The 18199-nt window shown below is 65.8% G+C and carries 17 protein-coding genes and 1 tRNA gene; 5 read left to right on the plus strand and 13 right to left on the minus strand.

The genetic code is table 11. The features are described from left to right. Positions 1-11: 11 nt before the first annotated feature. Positions 12-473 (minus strand): hypothetical protein, encoded by a 462-nt coding sequence (locus tag GRZ55_RS12045; protein WP_169287177.1) that lies wholly within the window; start codon positions 471-473, stop codon positions 12-14. 101 nt (positions 474-574) lie between these two features. Between GRZ55_RS12045 and GRZ55_RS12050 the strand changes: the two genes are divergently transcribed. The 3 genes from GRZ55_RS12050 (at position 575) to GRZ55_RS12060 (ending at position 3885) form a co-directional block, all read left to right on the plus strand. Further along, positions 575-2425, plus strand: a complete 1851-nt coding sequence (locus tag GRZ55_RS12050) for an alpha/beta hydrolase (protein WP_169287178.1) — start codon at positions 575-577, stop codon at positions 2423-2425. A 245-nt stretch (positions 2426-2670) separates the two neighbouring features. Continuing rightward, complete coding sequence (locus tag GRZ55_RS12055) at positions 2671-3732, plus strand: YcbK family protein (RefSeq protein WP_368856611.1); 1062 nt, start codon at positions 2671-2673, stop codon at positions 3730-3732. Positions 3733-3809: 77 nt separating this feature from the next. Beyond that, positions 3810-3885: transfer RNA gene (locus GRZ55_RS12060), tRNA-Glu, on the plus strand. Positions 3886-4585: 700 nt separating this feature from the next. Here the strand turns inward: GRZ55_RS12060 and GRZ55_RS12070 are convergent. The 3 genes from GRZ55_RS12070 to GRZ55_RS12080 are packed head-to-tail and all read right to left on the minus strand — an operon-like array spanning position 4586 to position 6587. Further along, positions 4586-5602 carry a DUF3618 domain-containing protein gene (locus tag GRZ55_RS12070; RefSeq protein ID WP_169287180.1) on the minus strand — a complete coding sequence of 339 codons (1017 nt, stop codon included), beginning with the start codon at positions 5600-5602 and terminating at the stop codon, positions 4586-4588. Beyond that, positions 5599-5994, minus strand: coding sequence for a phage holin family protein (locus tag GRZ55_RS12075; RefSeq protein WP_169287181.1), 396 nt, complete (start codon positions 5992-5994; stop codon positions 5599-5601). Before GRZ55_RS12075 ends, GRZ55_RS12070 begins: the two co-directional genes overlap by 4 nt. Further along, a complete protein-coding gene (locus tag GRZ55_RS12080; protein ID WP_169287182.1) occupies positions 5991-6587 on the minus strand; it encodes a hypothetical protein in 597 nt (198 codons plus the stop codon). The genes GRZ55_RS12075 and GRZ55_RS12080 overlap by 4 nt, the downstream gene beginning before the upstream one ends. 400 nt (positions 6588-6987) lie before the next feature. Here GRZ55_RS12080 and GRZ55_RS12085 point away from each other — a divergent pair, with 400 nt between their 5' ends. Then, positions 6988-8559, plus strand: coding sequence for a sensor histidine kinase (locus GRZ55_RS12085; RefSeq protein WP_169287183.1), 1572 nt, complete (start codon positions 6988-6990; stop codon positions 8557-8559). A gap of 27 nt (positions 8560-8586) precedes the next feature. Here GRZ55_RS12085 and GRZ55_RS12090 read toward each other — a convergent pair whose 3' ends face one another. The 3 genes from GRZ55_RS12090 to GRZ55_RS12100 form a co-directional block, all read right to left on the minus strand. After that, a complete protein-coding gene (locus tag GRZ55_RS12090; protein WP_246734703.1) occupies positions 8587-10722 on the minus strand; it encodes a histidine kinase dimerization/phosphoacceptor domain -containing protein in 2136 nt (711 codons plus the stop codon). After that, the gene (locus GRZ55_RS12095; protein ID WP_169287185.1) at positions 10719-11255 is read right to left on the minus strand and encodes a biliverdin-producing heme oxygenase; all 537 of its coding nucleotides are present in this window, start codon (positions 11253-11255) and stop codon (positions 10719-10721) included. Before GRZ55_RS12095 ends, GRZ55_RS12090 begins: the two co-directional genes overlap by 4 nt. A 110-nt stretch (positions 11256-11365) precedes the next feature. Continuing rightward, entirely contained in the window at positions 11366-11521 is a 156-nt protein-coding gene (locus GRZ55_RS12100; protein WP_169287186.1) for a hypothetical protein, read from the minus strand. Positions 11522-11613: 92 nt separating this feature from the next. On the opposite strand from GRZ55_RS12100, the gene GRZ55_RS12105 reads away from it, so the two are divergent. Beyond that, positions 11614-12396, plus strand: a complete 783-nt coding sequence (locus GRZ55_RS12105; RefSeq protein WP_169287187.1) for a phosphodiester glycosidase family protein — start codon at positions 11614-11616, stop codon at positions 12394-12396. A gap of 15 nt (positions 12397-12411) precedes the next feature. Here GRZ55_RS12105 and GRZ55_RS12110 read toward each other — a convergent pair whose 3' ends face one another. The 6 genes from GRZ55_RS12110 to GRZ55_RS12135 form a co-directional block, all read right to left on the minus strand. Beyond that, on the minus strand, positions 12412-13128 hold the full coding sequence (locus GRZ55_RS12110; RefSeq protein ID WP_210257331.1) for a hypothetical protein: 717 nt from the start codon (positions 13126-13128) through the stop codon (positions 12412-12414). A gap of 95 nt (positions 13129-13223) precedes the next feature. Beyond that, complete coding sequence (locus tag GRZ55_RS12115; protein ID WP_169287188.1) at positions 13224-14009, minus strand: ATP12 family chaperone protein; 786 nt, start codon at positions 14007-14009, stop codon at positions 13224-13226. Positions 14010-14021: 12 nt separating this feature from the next. Then, positions 14022-14942: a DMT family transporter gene (locus GRZ55_RS12120; protein WP_306785602.1), complete on the minus strand. Its 921-nt coding sequence runs from the start codon at positions 14940-14942 to the stop codon at positions 14022-14024. Continuing rightward, positions 14939-15925, minus strand: coding sequence for an RluA family pseudouridine synthase (locus tag GRZ55_RS12125; RefSeq protein WP_169287189.1), 987 nt, complete (start codon positions 15923-15925; stop codon positions 14939-14941). The genes GRZ55_RS12120 and GRZ55_RS12125 overlap by 4 nt, the downstream gene beginning before the upstream one ends. A 76-nt stretch (positions 15926-16001) precedes the next feature. Beyond that, on the minus strand, positions 16002-16841 hold the full coding sequence (locus tag GRZ55_RS12130; RefSeq protein ID WP_169287190.1) for a protein-L-isoaspartate O-methyltransferase: 840 nt from the start codon (positions 16839-16841) through the stop codon (positions 16002-16004). A 36-nt stretch (positions 16842-16877) separates the two neighbouring features. Next, positions 16878-18194 carry a replication-associated recombination protein A gene (locus tag GRZ55_RS12135; RefSeq protein ID WP_169287191.1) on the minus strand — a complete coding sequence of 439 codons (1317 nt, stop codon included), beginning with the start codon at positions 18192-18194 and terminating at the stop codon, positions 16878-16880. Positions 18195-18199 lie beyond the last annotated feature (5 nt).

Genomic DNA, 18199 nt, shown 5'->3' on the forward strand with positions numbered 1-18199 from the left:
GGTCGATAGGCCTAGCGGCCCTCGATCCGGCGCAGCGTGTCGCGCTCGCGTTGGCGGGCATCGCGACGCATCTGCTGGGGGTCCGGCGCCGCGCGGGCCGGAGCATCCGCCCCCCGGTTGAGGCGCTGGCGGGCGGACTCCAGCTCGCTGGTCTTCTCCCGTCGCTCCGCCTCCGTCAGTTGATCGTTGGCGGTCGGCGGCCGGATATTGAGGTTCGGGTAGCCGCCCCGCGTCGTCGGACGCGGCGGCAAGGTCTCGGCTCCGTAGGCTGGCGGCGCGTCGGTCGGCCGAGGCAGCCCCTCCGGGCCGGCATCCGCCAGCGTGCCTTGTGCAGGGGCGCTGGAGGCGGGCGCGCTTTCCGCCGTGGCGGGCAGCGTGTCTTCAAGACGCATGGTGGTGCAGCCCGATGCGAGCCAAAGGGCTGGCATGAGCGCGATCAATGCATATGTCGGACTGGAGAATAATGATGGCATGCGGCAATTCCGATCGGCCGGCTCGAGTAGCGCTGGTTCAACCGCAATGAAGCTGCCATGATATTGTGTCAACACGTGGCTCGCCGGGAGGAAGCAGTCAGATGTCCAAGACGAGTGACCATGACAAGGTCGAAAAGCCTTCCGCGGGAAAGCAGGAGGCCGTCATCAGCCAGGTCGAGGAATACATCGTCAAGGATCCCGAACGCTTTGCGCTGAACCTCGCGCGGATGATCGAGGAAGCCGGCAAGGCCGCGGCGGCATGGGCCAAGCCGCGCGAAAAGGGCGAGGTGCGCGACACCGTCGCCGAGCCGATGGCCGACATGGTCAAGACCTTCTCCAAGCTCACCGAATACTGGCTGTCGGACCCCTCGCGCGCGCTCGAAGCCCAGACAAGACTTTATTCCGGCTACATGGACGTGTGGGCGCGCGCGGTGAAGCGCGCCAGCGGCGAAGAGATCGCGGAAGAACAGCCGCAGGGCAAGCCCGACAAGCGCTTCCAGGACCCCGAATGGAGCCGCAACGCCTTTTTCGACTTCCTGCGCCAGACCTATGCGGTCACGTCGAAATGGGCGAGCGACCTTGTCGAGCACGCCGATGGGCTGGACGAGCACACGCGCCACAAGGCGCGTTTCTACGTGAAGCAGGTCTCCGACGCCGTTTCGCCCTCCAACTTCCTGCTCACCAATCCCGAACTCTTCCGCGAGACGGTGGCGAGCAGCGGCGAGAACCTGGTGCGCGGCATGCGCATGCTGGCCGAGGACATCTCGGCCGGCAAGGGCGACCTCAAGCTGCGTCAGTCGGACGTGTCGAGCTTCGAGGTCGGCCGCAACATCGCTACCACGCCCGGCAAGGTCATCGCCCGCAGCGAGCTGGCCGAGATCATCCAGTACGAGCCCTCGACCGAGAAGGTGCTGAAGCGCCCGCTCCTGATCTGTCCGCCCTGGATCAACAAATTCTACATCCTCGATCTCAACGAGCAGAAATCCTTCATCCGCTGGGCGGTTTCGCAGGGCCAGACGGTGTTCGTGATCTCTTGGATCAACCCCGATGAACGCCACGGTCGCAAGGACTGGGAAGCCTATATCCGCGAGGGGCTGCAGTTCGGGCTGGACGTTGTGGAGACGGCGACGGGCGAGCGAGAGGTCAACGCGATCGGCTATTGCGTCGGCGGCACGCTGCTGGCGGCCGCGCTGGCGCTGATGGCTCAGGAAGGCGACGACCGCATCAAGTCGGCAACGCTCTTCACCACCCAGGTCGACTTCACCTATGCCGGCGACCTGAAGGTCTTCGTCGACGAGGAGCAGATCGCGGCCCTGGAAAACGCCATGAACGAGCGCGGCTATCTCGACGGCAACAAGATGGCCACCGCCTTCAACATGCTTCGCTCGGGCGATCTCATCTGGCCGTATATCGTCAACAACTACGTGCGCGGGCGCGACCCGATGCCCTTCGACCTGCTCTACTGGAATTCCGATTCGACCCGCATGACGGCGGCCAATCATTCCTTCTACCTGCGCAATTGCTACATGGACAACACACTGTCGGCCGGGCGCATGGAACTGGCGGGGCGAAAGATCTCGCTCGCCGACGTGAAGATACCGATCTACAACCTGTCGGCACGCGAGGACCATATCGCGCCGGCGCGTTCGGCCTTTCTCGGCAGCCATTTCTTCGGCGGCAAGGTCGATTTCGTCATGGCGGGTTCCGGCCACATCGCGGGCGTCGTCAACCCGCCCTCCTCCGGCAAGTACCAATACTGGACCGGCGGCAAGCCGGAGGGCGACTTCGACGCCTGGGTGGGCAAGGCCAAGGAACATCCGGGTTCGTGGTGGCCGCACTGGCAGGCCTGGATCGAGAAGCAGGACAAGCGCCGCGTCGAGGCGCGCAAGGTTGGCGCAAGCACACCCGTGCTATGCGATGCTCCGGGCGAATATGTGCGCGCCCGGGTCTGATCCGTTGCTCGGCTTCGAGGTGCTCCACATTGCTACCATGAAGTCGCCTCATTTGGTTAATAGCCGTTGAGTTGCGGTTTGCGGCAAGATTGTTTACGTCTTGTCGCGGGTCAGGGGACGATATTCGCGCGGGGGACGATTTCCGCGCAGTTGACCACAGCTACCGAAGGGGATGCGTTTTGTCAGGAGAGGGTTCGCGCCGTACCGGCGTCCGAACAATTGCCGCCACAACCGCGCTTTTGAGTGTGCTTCTGGCATCCTGCGCTTCGACGGGAGACGGTGATTCGCTGTTCGGGTTCAACCCCACGGCAACGGGTCCCGCAAGTTCGACCGACTTCTCTCGCCCCACCATCAATTCCGCAGCTTCCGCTGCGCCCGTCTTCGACTTCGACGAGGACGATCCCTCCCTCCCCGACGCGATGACCGATCTGCCGCCGACGCGCGAGCGTGTTGCCGCCCAGGACGTGGCAGCAGCCGGGACAGATGGCGCGCCAGCCGATGCGCAGGAAACCGCAGAGGCCGCGCCGGCCGCCGCCGAGGAGACCCAGCCAGACGCGCAGCCGCAGGTCGCAGCCGCCGCCGACGAACGGTTTGCGGACGCAGTCGAAACGCCCGCCGCCCCTGCCGCCCCGGCGAGCCAACCCGAGGGACGCGGCTTCCTCTCCGCCTTCTTCTCGCCCCAGCCCTCCGACGCCGGCGAGCGCGCCGCCGCCGCTTCCTCCCGCCCGACGGCGCAGACGCAGTCGCGCCCGCAGGTCGTCGCTGCTGCCCCCGCCAATCCCGGCGCCGGCGCCTCCTCGCGCCCCGCGCCGATGAGCGGCGAGGCGCTGCCCGGCGTGCGCCAGGGCTCGCTCTTCGGCATCAGCCAGCGTTCCAGCGTCGACGATGACGGCGCGGCCAACCCGCCCGGCAGCTACCGGGTCGCTTCCGCGGCCCCCGGTCTCGCACGGCTCGCGCCGAACGGCCTCCTGACCCAGACCGAGCGCGTCGACGTCAACTGCCTTCAGCCGGCCCTGGTGCGCAAGCTCAACCAGATCGAGAATCATTTCGGCCGCCGCGTGGTGGTCACCTCCGGCTATCGCAGCCCGCCGGCCAACCGGCGCGCGCGCGGGGCCAGCAATTCGCTGCACATGTATTGTGCGGCAGCCGACATCCAGATCGAGGGCGTCAGCAAGACGCAACTGGCCGATTACGTGCGCAACATGCCGGGTCGTGGTGGGGTGGGTACCTATTGCCACACCGAATCCGTGCATGTGGACATCGGCCCCGAGCGCGACTGGAACTGGCGCTGCCGCCGCCGCAACTAGGCGGTTTCATTTTTCCTCGAAATCGTCCTTACATGGCTTGCCGTCTCCCGCGGGGATCACTATAACCCGCCTCGCACGCGCCCATCGTCTAGCGGTCTAGGACGCCGCCCTTTCACGGCGGAAACACGGGTTCGAGTCCCGTTGGGCGTGCCATGCATTTCAGGCGTCTCGGTCGCCTGCCCTGCCCCGATCATTCAGAGTATCCAGATCGATGCCCCGTTGCGCATCCGATCCTTCTTCTCCAGGGCCGGGAACCTTCGGCACCCTGTATGGTTGCGACTGTGAAACGGGCGGCCGCCGCTTTGGCAAAGGCCGTGCCACGGTACCTGAATCATGAGTCACTTCTCCGACCGGGATGCCAATGGATCGGCGCTTCGCAGCCAGATCTCCAAGGCATCCTTTCGTTCCTCCCTCCAGTCGTCGTCACTGTTCCGACCGCTCGAGGAGACCCCCGACCGGCTACGCGATCTTCTGCGCGAGCTGGAGGAAGTCGAAAGCCAAAACCGGCGTTCGTGAGAGAATCGGTCCCTGCTGCTTCAAGCAGCGAGTTCGGGGCGGGTTGGGAGCGTCGCTCGTCTATCTGATCCGGCCGCGCGGTGCTTCGCTGCGGAGCGAGAAGGCTTTTCTTCCCATCGCCACCATCCAAACCTAGCCAGTTCGATCGCGTGAAACCGCAAGGGACGCCTCGGCGCATCGACAGCCCGGCGCAGAGACAGGCCGGCGCAGATTGCGCGAGATGGATACGTGAAGGATGCCGCGATCCGGACATGCGGGAGAGCGGGTCGGCTTCTGCCGTGAACGACCTGTTGTCGCCCGTGGGGGCGAGGCCGGGCTGGCCCGGCCTCGCCATTCATCAGCCGCGACCGGGCGTCGGCTTGTAGCCGTCGGTCTTGCGATCGACCGAGCGCTCGGCATCGTCCACCGCGCGATGGACGGATTCCTTGGTCTTGGATCCCGCCGCCGCAGCAACGTCGGCAACTTTTCCCGCCACCGGCTTCTCGCCAGGCATCAGGCCCTGGCGATCGGCCTCGTCACGCGCCGCGCCATAGGCCTCGCCCGCAATATCCTTGGCCTTCTCGACGCCGCCCGACATTGCGGATTTGGCCTCCTTGCGGAGATCCTGGGCGGTCTGGCCGAAGGCGTCCTGCTCGGGACGCGTCACCGGCACCATGGCGCCGATGGCGGCACCGACCGCCAGGCCCAGGGCGCCCACCACCAAGGGCTCGCGCTCGATGGCTTCCAGGAACGAGGACTTCACGCGCTCGCCCATATCGGCACCGGCATGGGCGGCACTTGCCACCTGCTCACCAACTCCTTCGCCCAGATCGTGCAGGGAGCGGCTGACCGCATCGGAGGCCGATCCCATCGCATCGCCGGCGGTTGCGGTGGCGGAGGCAGCGGCGTCGCCGACCCGATGCGCGGCGGAAGCGGCTGCCCCCTTGGCCCGGGCGGCACTGTCGCCGATCGCGGAGCCCTGGGAACCCTTGGCCGTATCGCCGCTGGGACGATCCATATGCGGCCCGGTCCCGGCAGCCGCAGCGGACGACGGCGGCGGCATGGAAACGCCCTGCCCGGTGCGGGGCGGCACGGCGCCGGCCCGGGGACCAGGATTGGCATGGCCGGGGCCAGACCCCATCATCAGCCACGCCAGACCGCCCCCGACGAGGGCGAGGGCCAGCGGATTGTCGCGGACCTGATGCTTCAGATTGGCGACGAGCTGGTTGACGTCGCCCTCCTTGAAGTAGTCGACGACCTCATCCATCAACTGGCCGGGAGACATCTTGGCCTTCAGGTGATCCGCGGTATCGGCGATGTCCGCACGCACACGTTCGGCATCGCGTTCGAGTGTCGAGGTGGATTTCTCGTTCATCGGGTCTGCTCCTTGGCAAGCTGGGCATCCTTGCTCAGCTGGTCGGCGGTGCGCGAAGGCGCCAGTTCGGAAGGCGACATGTTGGAGGTTCCCCGCTTCACCAGCAGGGCACCGATGATGGCAATGACGATACCGACCGCCAGCGAGGCCCAGCCCACGCCGAGACCGAGCTCGGCAAGGCCGACGACCAGTGCCTGAAGCAGGATCAGCAGAGCCGCCAGCAGAAGCACCGCCCCTGCGACGATCTCCATGGCTCCGGCGCCTGCACGGTGCGCGCTTTCGCGAAGTTCGCTGCGCAACAGGCTGCTTTCCGTGCGTACCAGGGTCGACAGCTGCTGCACGAGATCCGAGATCAGCTGGGCTATCGATCGATTGTCCTTGTCGGGCGTCATCGCTTGTTCCCTCCCTGCGTGGACGATGGTGTCGCCGCCGATGCCGATGGCTGGCTCGCCGGCCGTTCGGACGCGCTTGGCGACGCGCCGCTAGCCGGGGAACCGGCAGCCGGGGCCGGTCCCGCGACGGCAAAGCGGCTGAGGGCGAAGCCCGCGAGCAGGGAGCCGGCGACAAAGCCCACCGGATTCTGGCGGCCGAACTGGCGCACGCTGTCGAGCAATTCCGTGGTCGACTTGCCGTGCAGCGAGCGCGACAGGGTTTCCAGGCCCGAGGCGGCATGCGTCACCATCTCGGCGGCGGGGCCGGAATGGCCCTTCCTCAGTTCCGCGCTGGCGGCGCTGAGGGCGTCGGCGAAGACGTCCATGTGGTCGGCAGTCGCGTCCTTTACCTTTTCGGCCTGCTCCTCGGCGAAGTGCCGCACCTCCTCGCCTACCGCTTCGGCCTCCCTGGAAGCGGAAGCGGCGGCCTGTCGTGCCGCGCCGGAAGCGGTGTCGGCCTCCGTGCGCAGACGGTTCTTTGCCGCTTCCTCGTCCTGTTTCCTGGGAACCGGGTTGCGAGTGGTGCCTCCACCCGACGGATCATTGCTGTTCATCCTATTCTCTCCTGCAAGATGCTGAACTCACGCGATTGCCTGGCCTCGTCCCGGGCTTCAGGAGCCAAGAGGGGAACGTGGGACCGTTTTCCTCGTCGCCGTCCTTCGCGCCTAACAAGCTCGATCCCCGGACGTTCCGAACGGTTTCGCGCCGCGGCCGATTTGCGCGACCATCGCTGCACTCGCCGTGAGCGACCGATGACAGCGGCGGCGTTTCACCGACTTCGCGGCGCGCCGTTGCGGTCCTGACGCATCCGTGAGTGAACAGGCTGACAAAAGGGCGGCCGGTCACCCTGTCGAGGTTGCAACCCGGCGCGATTGCCAATAGCAGTGTGCCGCAACGTCAAAGATCATGGCCGGGTCCACCCGGCCGACCGCAGGAAATCATCAAGGGCCCGGCTTGGCAGCCTCGACCGAACAGCGGAGAACCCCTCGCGCCCTCACCTACACGGTGGGGCTGATGGGTGTGATCGTGGCGCTGTTCGCCATCATGCTGGGCGTCATCGTCGAGCGGGAATGGTCTGATGCCAGCGCGCGTGCCGACGCACGCGCCGAGGCCGCCGCCCAGGTCGTGGCGACCAATGCGCTGTGGATCAACGAACTCTCCCGTCAGGCGCTCGCCCGCGTGGACGAGGTCCTCGGCAACGACATCGAGGCCAATGCATTCCTGGCCTCCAGCCTCGTCATCGACGCGGTCGACGATCTGCCAGGCACCGTTTTCGCCTATGTCATCGCGGCCGACGGGCGGACGCTCTTTTCCACCGATCCCGACATCCAGGAGATCGATATCACCGACCGACCCTATTTTTCCGAGCCGGCGGCCGGCGCGGACTGGTATCTGTCGAACCTCATGGTCAGCCGGTTGAGCGGCGACCAGATCTTCGTCTTCAGCCGGCGCCTCGAGCGCAACGGCCAATTCGCCGGCGTCGCGGTGATCTCCTTCAGCGCCGATATCCTGGCCGATGCCTGGGCCTCGCTGGATCTCGACCGCAACTCGGCGGTGGTGCTGTTTCGCAATGACGGCCGGCTGATCGCGCGCTATCCGATGATCGAGATCAACGACGAACTTCCCGACCGGGAATTCTACGCGGAATATCTGTCGGGCTCCGAGAGCGGCACGGTCAGGACGGTCTCGCCGCTCGATGGGGTCGAGCGGGTGATCAGCTACCGGGGCGTTCCGGGCAGCAACATCGTCGCCGCCTCCGCGATTGACCTGGAGACCGCACTCGCGCCGGCGTGGCGGGGGATCATGCTGATCCTGGTCCTGTCCATGCCCGCGATCGCGTCGCTGGCTTTCGCGCTGTGGTGGATCGCCAGCCTCATCAATCGCGACCAGCGGACCAAGCGGCAGCTCATCGAAACCGTCGAGCACAACCAGATGCTCGTCCGCGACACCCATCACCGCGTGAAGAACAATCTCCAGGCGATCATGTCGATGATCCGGATGCATCGCCTGCCCGCCGACATCAAGATGGACCTGCAGGCACGCATCGCCGCCATGTCGGCCGTTCACGAGCATCTCTACCGCCTCGACCGCTTCGTCGAGGTCGATGCGGCCGAGTTGCTGCCGGCACTGGTCCGGCGGCTTCTGGCGGGCGATACACGGCAGATCGAGGTGAATTACGATGTCGACAACATCCTGATCGACCACGACCATGCGACCTCGCTGGCGCTGGTGGTCTGCGAGGTCGTCACCAACACGCTGAAATACGCATTCGAGCGCAACCGAACCGGAACGATCCGGCTCTCCTTGAAGCCCCTGCCGGAGGGCGGCGCCCGCCTGGTCATCACCGATGATGGGCGAGGCTTCGATCCCGAGGCCCACACGCAGGGGCTCGGCATGAAGCTCATATCGGCGATGATGCGCCAGCTCGGTGGCTCGTCCAGCTACTGCATGGAGGGCGGCGCCGTCTTCGAAGCCTATATCGGCCCCGAAAGCCTCGTCGGCCCGCACGAAGTCCCTGACGACTGATACCGCGAAAATCGACCGAGGCCGATCTCAGTTCGGACGGTCGATCGGGGCAACCAGCACGGCGTTGGTGCCGGGTCGGTTATCCAGGTAGTCGAGCGTGCCGCCCAGCTGCGACACAAGCACCTCGATCATTCGACTGCCGAAGCCGCGGCCCGTCGACTTGCGGCCGCCACCCTGGTCAATGACACAAAGCCGCATGCCATCGTCATCGTCGGCCAGCACGACGCGCAGCGGGCCAGCCGCACCGCCATAGGCGTATTTGTTGGCGTTGATCACGAGTTCCGTCAGGATCAGTCCGAGCGAGACGGCGCGGTCGGTCTTGATCATGATCGGTTCGAGATCGCGCACCACGGACGCGTTCCATTCGGGCCCCAGCGAGGTGAGGAGGTCGTCCAGCAGCTCGTCGACATAGCGGGCGGCATCCACGATCTCGAGCTGGTCGGAACTGTAGAGCCGGCGGTGGACAAGCGACACGGCGGCGATGCGCCGCCTCGCCTCGGCGATCGCCGCCGAGACCTCGTCGTTGCCCGCCCCGCTCGCCTGCAGCGCCAGGAAGCTCGAGACGAGCTGAAGGCTGTTCTGGACGCGGTGGTTGACCTCGCGCAGGAGGAAATCTTTCTCGCGCAGGAGAATGTCCTTCTGGTCCAGCGTGTCCAGCAGCTGCCGGTTCAGGTCCTGGATGCGCCGGTTCTGCCAGACATTCGTCACCGTATGGCGCAGGCGCCCGGCGGCCTCGATCTCGGGCATGGTCCAGCGGCGCGAGCGCCCGCGCACGATCTCGCTCCAGGCGTCGAAACTCGCCCGCGGCGTCAAGATGTCGGTCGCGGACGCGGTCGCCTTGTGCGGGTTGCCCGCCCATTTGACGACCTCGACCTTCTCGGCACGGAACCACATGACGACCCAGGGCTCGCTGGCCGAGAGCGTGATCGCAAGAAGCCCGGCGGCCAGGGCGGCGTCGGCGTGCGGCATACCGATGTCACGCGCCAGCCGCGAGGAGGAAAAGACCGGGTGCCCATGATCGAGGATGGAGCCGGCGATGGCGCGGACCGTCTGTTCTGTCGGGCATTCGCCGCCCGACACGAAATCCCTGCCGCGCAGGACCGCAACGCCATCGGCGTCCAGCATCCGCATGATCTCGCCCAGATGGTTCGAAATCGCTTCGTCGAGCGTGCCCTCGCGCGAGAGCAGCGCCACGATGTCGTCCTCGAAAGTGCGCAGCCGCACGCGCTCGCGATAGGTGTCGGTTTCCTCGCGCGCCTTGATCTGGCGCGCAAGCGCGCCTGCCAGCACCCTGCACGCGATGCGCACGCCCGCCGGCATCAGGCGCGGCTTTGCATTGTGGCAGGCGATGAGCCCCCACAGGCCGCCATCGCGCACGATGGACACCGAGGCCGAGGCTCCGACGCCCATGTTCTTCATGTATTGCAGGTGGATCGGTGAAACACTGCGCAACACCGAATCGCTCATATCGAGACTAGCGCCATCGTCCTCCAGCGCCGGTTGCAGCGGCGCGGGACGATAGGTGATGTCCGGAATGCACCGTACCAGATTGCGAACATAAAGCTCGCGCGCCTGGCGCGGAATGTCGGTGGCGGGGAAGTGATGGTTCAGGAAGGAATGATCGTCTTCCCGCTTGTCCTCGGCCAGGACAACGCCGGCACCGTCTTCCAGGAAGCGGTAGATCATCACGCGATCGAAGCCGCACAGGAGCCGGAATTCGACGGCAGCCACCTCGCAAAGCTGCTTGATCGATCCCGCCCGCTCGAACGCGATCGAAGCGCGCTCGAGCTGGTGCAGCCGGTCGGCGGTCTCGTCCTGCGCCGGCGCGTGCTCCACCTCGACGATGAGGACATCCTCTGAGCGCGAGAATGACAGGTCGACGGGCCGGTCGGAATGGGGCAGAGACACGGAGAAGGCAACTTCCTGCGGAACGGCCGCACCGGGGGCCGCGACTTGCTGCCAGGTTTCGCCGAAAAGCTCGGCCGCAAGCCGCCCTATCGTATCGCTGACACCCAGGAAGAGCCCGGTGTCGCCGGCCTGGTGACGCACGATCCCGGAATCGAGGTCGACGACCAGCATCGCCCCGTGTGGCTGTATGGCACCCGGCAGGTGTATCGGCTCGCGGTCGCATGCCGTCAGGTCGAGGGATTCAGGCTGATTCAATTCGCGTCTCCGCATAGCACGTATTCTGCATGCCGAAACGCGGTCACGGCCCCGCGGCAGGCCATCTCAAGCGCGTGCGAATCCCTGCCGATCTCGGCGTCGGCGGCGCTCAGGAAGCGGTTCCACATGAGGCCGGATTGCGAACCATAAGGATGAAGAAAGGCGAATTCTGGCCGCTCCTCCGCATTTTGCCGCAACCTCTTGAGGATGACATTGCCACCGAGAGTCGCGCCTTCAACGACGTAGAGCATACCCAGCCCCTCGGCCACGCATGACGGTTCGGGGAAGTCGATCCAGATCCAGCCCTCGGCGTGAGGGGCGAGCAGATCGCCGCGCGTCCGCCGCGCCATTTCCAGCGCCTGGATATGGCCGAGCGACCGTCCCAGCACGATGTCGGCCGGCAAGTGAAAGGAGGCATAGCGGCGGATTGTCCGCGCACGACTCGAAGCATCACTCAGCAAAGCAATGGCGTCGAAGCGTTCTTCAAGGCGCTGATGGAGCTGTCGGGTGGCAGCGCGTAGATCGTCGATCATTCGTTCCCTGTGGCGACCCGAATAAGCCCGCCGACTCTTCCGGTAACGCCGAGATTCCTAGCAGCGCAGAGCTTGCGCCGCCAGACCGCTGCATTGGATTAATGAACTGGTCAGTAGATGACGAAAAGAAGGACGCCCAGCACCAACAAGGCCGCAAGCGACGCTATGAGAATCTTGGCGATCCGGCCCTCTCCCACGACACGGCCCTGGCGTGCCTCGGTCTTGTCCAGTTTCGGTGCTGGGTTGCCCTTGTCGTGATGTGCCATGTATGCGTCCTTTCCCAAGCTGCCGTGTTTTCAATTCGCGGCACGCGGAAATGTTCCGCAATGCGGCACACGTCGCCCGAACGAGGATATGCATGGCCGGCCGACATGGAATGATATGGCGACTGTCTGGCGCGCTTCTGCTGGCGCTGGCTGCCGCTTCGCCGAGCAGGGGCGAGACCCACTGCCGACAGATCGAATTCGAGGAAAACAGCTACGCGGTCTGCAGCCTGGACCCGAGGCAGACCAGCATCGAATTGCATTGGCGCAACGGAGAGGGCGCCCCCCACCGCAGCTTTTCGGCGCTGGCCGGTGCGCTTGCCGATGAAGGTGCGGAACTCTCCTTCGCCATGAATGGCGGCATGTTCCAGACAGACTTCACCCCGGTGGGGCTGCATGTCGAGCGGGGCGTGGAGCTTCGCCCGCTCAACCGCTATGACCCTCCCGCCGAACTTCGCCCGGTTCCCAATTTCTACAAGAAGCCCAACGGCGTCTTTTTCGTCACGCCGACCGGCGCCGGCGTGGTGACGTCGGAACAATACCGCAGCCAGTCGCCAGAAGTGCTTCATGCCACTCAGTCGGGGCCGATGCTGGTCATCGAGGGCGACCTCCACCCTGCCCTCATCGAAGGCTCGCGCGACCGCACCTGGCGGACGGGCGTGGGCGTCTCGGACGATGGTCTCGTCCATTTCGCCATCAGCCTTGCCCACGTCAATTTTCACGATTTCGCCCGGCTGTTCCGGGATGGGTTGGCCAGCGACAACGCGCTCTTTCTCGATGGTGGCCGCGGCACCGGCCTTTATGCGCCCGAGCTCGGCCGCAACGATTTCTCCTGGCACGGGGGTTTTGGCCCGATCATCGGCGCCGTGCAGCGCTGAGCCGCAGTTGCCGGTTCAGTGACGGACTTCGTCGCCGACGCGCTCCACAATCGCCTGGGAGTCGACATGGGTGGCGAAGGCGCGGCGAATCTCCTGCCAGTGGAAGCGCACCGAATTGAGGACAATCTCCTCGTCGAGCCGCTTCAGCTCGTCTGCGATCGGCGCCCATTTCAGGACGCTTTTCGGGCTTTCGGTGAAGGCGGCTTCCTTGTCTCCGATGGCCAGCCAGTGGGTGCGGGCGATCCGGTCCCGCAGCTGGCGCGCATGGGCGCGGAAATCCGGCCCGGCGTCTCCCGGCAGACCCGCGCGCCCCAGTATCTCGTCCACCAGAGCGACCATCATCGCCGCCACCCTGTCGGCTTCGCGCGGATGGTTCTGGGCAACGCGCGACCCCGAATAAGCCGCGAGATCACCCACGCAATCGAGCCAGATCTGCCATTTGGCGCGATTGATGCCGACCACGAAGACATCGTCGTCGAAGAGTTCCGGATAGCGCATGCCCATGCGGGTGCGCAGGTAGCCGTAGAGCGAGGTCTGCGCCATGTAGCTGGCGCGCGACTCGATGAAATGCGCCAGCGCCTCCGGCGTGTCGATGGGGCCCATCCGCGCCGCATCGCCGAGCCCGAAATAGCTGCGCAACATCGAGAAGAGTTCACGCGGTCGCAACGCGTCGAGCGAAAAGCGCGCGCCTGAATTCTGTTGGCGTCTGACGATCCGGGGCGTGCGTGTCATCAAGTGATGGCCTCCTCCCGGCCGTCCTTCAGCTGGCGGCAATCCTGCGTCAGCCAGCATGCGCTTGGCAAGACGAATCGCCTCCTACCTTCGCACTAGAGAGCCTCGAGCAGACGTGCCGCACCGACCATGTCGCGATGCTTCGAGGCCCGCAGCGCCATGGCCTCGGCATCCTCGCCCCACTGCTCGATGGTCCAGTCCTCGTCGACATGGGCGGCGGTCCACGCTTCCTCAACCGTGAGTTCGCCCATATCGACCGCAAGCGCGATCAGGGCGGAGCCCGTCAGGGACGTGATGACATGCAACGCGGCGAGGCGAAAAGGTTCGCGGCGTGCATTCAGGTGGACGCCGATGGCGGCGATCGACTCGCGTGGCTGGTCGACATGCATGACGCCCTCGGCCAGAACCATACGCGCCGACAGTACCGATCTCGCCCAGTCCACCACCCGATCCCAGCATTCCGCCTGGCGCGCCAGGAGGCCTTCCGGACCATCGGCGCGGTAGCAGACGAGATCGCACGAGGCGTAGCGCAGAATGTCCTCCAGAACGGCCTGCGGGTCCTGCGCGACGCCGTCCAGTGCCGTGTTGGCGAGCCGCAGCACCGGCATGCCGGGTATGTCGAGCAGTTCGCCCTGGGCGGCGAATTCAGCGGCGACGAGCGCCGCGGCGGCCTCGGTCGGCAGCGCAAGGAAAGCGCGGCCCGGCGTGCGGACGGGCTTGCCGTCGAGAAGCACGCGGAAGCCGTCGTCGGCCTCGGCCATCTCGACCTGGCTGTAGAAGCGCTTGGGCCGCGGCTGGCGCATCTGGGCGCGGGCGCGTTCCATCGGGTTTTCGTGCGACACGAATTGCCCTGCTTCGAGATCATTGAGAAGTTCGCGCATGAGATGGTGCCCCTAGCCTGGCTGGACGCGTCTGGCTGGACGGTTGACGAGCAGAAGTCCGGCGGCAATCAGCCCCAGCGCGATGAATATGTTCATCGACAGCGGCTCGTTCAACAGGAGGCCGCCCAGTATGACCCCGTGCACGGGGCTGAGGAAGGTGAAGGAGGTCAGCCCCGAGGCCGGGTAGCGTCGCACCAGCCAGAACCACAGGAGATAGGTGAAGGAGACGATGAAGACCGCCTGCAGAAGCAGCGAGCCCGTGGACAGGAGGCCAGGATCGCGCAGGACCGGACCACCCAGCGGGATCAGCGGGATCACCATCAGTCCGGACACCACGAGCTGGTAGAGAAGCGTCTTTTCAGGCCTTGCGGTGGCCAGCCGCGTGGCCTTGATGACGATGGTGGTCGCCCCCCACAGCATGCCCGCGCCCAGGCAGATCAGGTCGCCGGTCAATGCGGAAGCATCCGGCAGGCTCAGCTCGTCGGAAAAGACGAGCGCGACGCCTGCAAAGGCGAGCGCCACGCCCACGAGCCGGATCGGTGTGATCTTCTCGCCGAGAAAGAAGTGAGCGCCGAGCAGCACCCAGAACGGCATGGTGTTGATCATCAGCGTCCCACGCGCGGCGGTGGTGAGATCGAGGCCGATGAAGATGAGCGCGAATTCCGCGCCGAAGAGCAGGCCCACGATCGTGCCAGAGATCAGCGTCCCATCCTTCTCGAACAGCCTGATGCCCCGGAAATGGCACCAGGCGAAGACGATGAGGGCGGCCATCGCGGAACGCGCGAAGGTCAGGAAGATCGGGCTGTAGCCTTCGGTCGAGACCTTGATGAGAACCTGGTTGAAGCCCCATGCGAAGGTCAGCACGAGCATCATGCCGACGGCCAGCGTATCGATCTGGTCTCGCTTTTCGAAGACCGACAGGGGCTGGTTCAACCGTCGTCCTCCGCCGCCGCCTCGTCGAAGCCGAGGAGGTTCCAGCTCTGGCGCATATGCGGTGGCAGCGGCGCAGAGACGTTAATCGAGCCCTTGTCGGGATGCGGGATCACGATCCGGCGCGCGTGGAGGTGAAGCCTGTTCTGGAGGCCGCCGGGGAAATCCCAGTTCTGGTCGGCCTCGAAATATTTCGGGTCGCCGATGATCGGGCAGCCGATATAGGCGGCATGCACGCGCAGCTGGTGGGTACGGCCCGTATAGGGTTCCATTTCCAGCCAGGAGAGATTCTGACCCGCCTGCTCCACGACACGGTAGAAGGAGACGGCATGGTCGGCTCCTTTCTCGCCGTGATTGGCGACCCGCATGCGGTCGCCGTCCGGGGTCGGCTCCTTGATGAGCCAGGTGGAGATCTTGCCCTCGCGCTGCTTGGGCACGCCCTTGACCAGTGCCCAGTAGGTCTTCTTCGTCTCGCGCTTCTTGAAGGATTCGGCGAGCTTCATGGCCGCCAGCCGCGAACGGGCAACGACGAGCACGCCGGACGTATCGCGGTCGAGCCGGTGGACGAGCCGCGGCTTCTCACCCTTCTTGTTGCGCCAGGCCTCAAGCATGGAATCGACCGAGCGCACCACACCCGAGCCGCCCTGGACGGCAAGGCCCGAGGGCTTGTCGAAGACCAGCACCTTGTCATCCTCGTAAAGCAGAATGCGCGACAGGACGTCGCCATCCTCGACGCCGCGCATCGTGCGCGCGGTGACCGGCGCGCCCGATTTGCGATCGACCGCCAGCGGAGGGATGCGCATGAGCTGGCCGGCCTGAACGCGGGTGTCGGACTTTGCGCGGCCGCCATCCAGCCGGATCTGGCCGGAGCGCAGCAGCTTCTGGAGCGGACCAAAACCGAGGCCGGGATAATGCTGCTTGAACCATCGGTCCAGCCGCATCCCGTCCTCGTCGGGTTCAATCTTGATCTGTTCGACGCCTGCCATGGGACTTCCGCATGTTGATGGGCGGGCAATAGCACCCACGGCAGCGCGTTGCGAGACGAAATGGCGGATTTTGCCACTATTCGGCCGGCGACGAGGAAAACCAGAAATCATGGTAGATCGCCGTGGCGGTGTCGTCGGGCGGGCGGTCGCGGGAGAGCCAGAGCGAGCGCGTGGCAGCCGCGTCGTGCCGGCTCGGTGCGCGCAGGGCGATCTGGTCGTCAGACGCGCCGATGCAAGGGATGAACCAGGCGGGAGAGAAGATGTCGACGGCAAAACCCGTCGCGCGGCGCGTGACGAGCAGCGCCAGCCCCACATCGGCCGTCGGCCGCCATGGAAAAACGAGCCGGCCGCCGGGATTCAGCGCTTCCAGCCAGGCGAGCGGCGGCGCGACGACCCCGGCATTGACGTAGATGATGCCGGCTTGGGGCATGTCCGAGGTCACCGCATCTCCTGCCCTGACCTCGGCGTTGTCGATGGCTGCGAGGTTTTGGCTTGCCGCCTGCGCCAGATGCGGCTCGATCTCGTAGGCGAAGACCTTGCCGCCGGGCGAAACGAGCCTGGCGAGGATCGCCGTGTAGTAGCCCATTCCCGCCCCGACATGCACCACCGTCTCGCCCGGTTGCGGGCGCACCTTGCCAATCCAGGCGGCGTGAAGGGTCGGCTGGCCGTTGTTGATGCCCTTGGCGACATCGAGGGCCACGAGGACGTCGCGGTAGAGATCGGCGGGCTCGGTCGACCGATGGAAGGCTGCAAGACCGGGATCGATCAGTAACCAGGGTGGCGGCGGCAGATAATCCTCGCGCGGCGTGGCCAGCACGGCTTCCTCGAAGCGCGGGTCGTCCCACGCCGCCATCTCGGCCATCCGGCGGGCGAAGGCGCGGCGTGCCTCCTCCAGCGCTGCGGGTTCATCTGGCATGGCGTTGCTCCTCCGCTTCGCGTGCGGCCGGCGGCGTCAGTTCCCTCCCCGCTCCCGCCTCAGCTTTGCCCAATAATCGATCCGCTTGCGGATCTCGCGCTCGAAACCGCGTTCGGGCGGATCGTAGAAGGTCCTGCGGCCCATGGCTTCCGGAAAATAGTCCTGGCCTGAGAAGGCATCGGGAGCGTCGTGATCATATTCGTAGCCGCCACCATAGCCTTCCGACTTCATCAGCTTGGTCGGCGCGTTGAGGATGTGTTTTGGCGGAAGGAGCGACCCATGTTCCTTGGCGGCGCGCATCGCGGCCTTGAAGGCGACATAGACCGCGTTCGATTTCGGCGCCGTCGCCAGATAGACGCAGGCCTCGGCCAGCGCCAGCTCGCCCTCGGGCGAGCCCAGATAATCATAGGCGTCCTTGGCGGCGTTGGCGATGACCAGCGCCTGGGGGTCGGCCAGGCCGATATCCTCCGATGCCATGCGCACCAGCCGTCGCCCGAGAAAGAGCGGGTCCTCGCCAGCGTCGAACATACGCGCCAGATAGTAGAGCGCGGCATCCGGGTCGGAGCCACGCACCGCCTTGTGCAGGGCGGAGATGAGGTTGTAGTGCCCGTCCTGGCCCTTGTCGTAGACCGGCGCACGGCGCTGGACGATGCGCTGCAGGCCCTCGGCATCGAATGTCTCGCCCGCAGAAGCCGAGCGCCACACCTCCTCGGCCAGCGTCAGCGCGGCTCGTCCGTCACCATCGGCCATGCGCACCAGAACCGCGCGCGCCTCCTCGTCGAGCGGCAGCGCCCTGCCCTCGGTCTCCTCGGCGCGGTCGAGCAGCTTGCGGATCGCCGCCTCGTCGAGGGATGCGAAGGTCAGCACACGGGCGCGCGACAGCAGCGCGGCATTGAGCTCGAAGGACGGGTTCTCCGTGGTCGCGCCAACAAGGATGACGGTGCCGTCCTCCATCACCGGCAGGAAGGAATCCTGCTGGGCGCGGTTGAAACGGTGGATCTCGTCGACGAAAAGCAGCGTCTGGCGCCCCTGGGAACGGCGCAGCCTTGCTGCCTCGAAGACCTTCTTGAGATCGGCGACCCCGGAGAAGATCGCCGAAATCTGTTCGAAGGCGAGTTCGGTCTCGCCCGCCAGCAGTCGCGCGACCGTCGTCTTGCCGGTGCCGGGCGGACCCCAGAAGATCATCGACCCCAGCGAGCCCGAGGCAATCATGCGCGTCAGCGCGCCCTCCGCTCCCGTCAGCCGTTCCTGCCCCACCACTTCGGCCAGCGAGCGCGGGCGAAGCCTGTCGGCCAGCGGACGCCCCTTTTCGGGGCGGGCCGGCGTGTCGTCGGATTGGAACAGATCTGCCATCGCGC

Source organism: Chelativorans sp. ZYF759, from assembly GCF_012911015.1.
Classification (GTDB): Bacteria; Pseudomonadota; Alphaproteobacteria; order Rhizobiales; family Rhizobiaceae; genus ZYF759.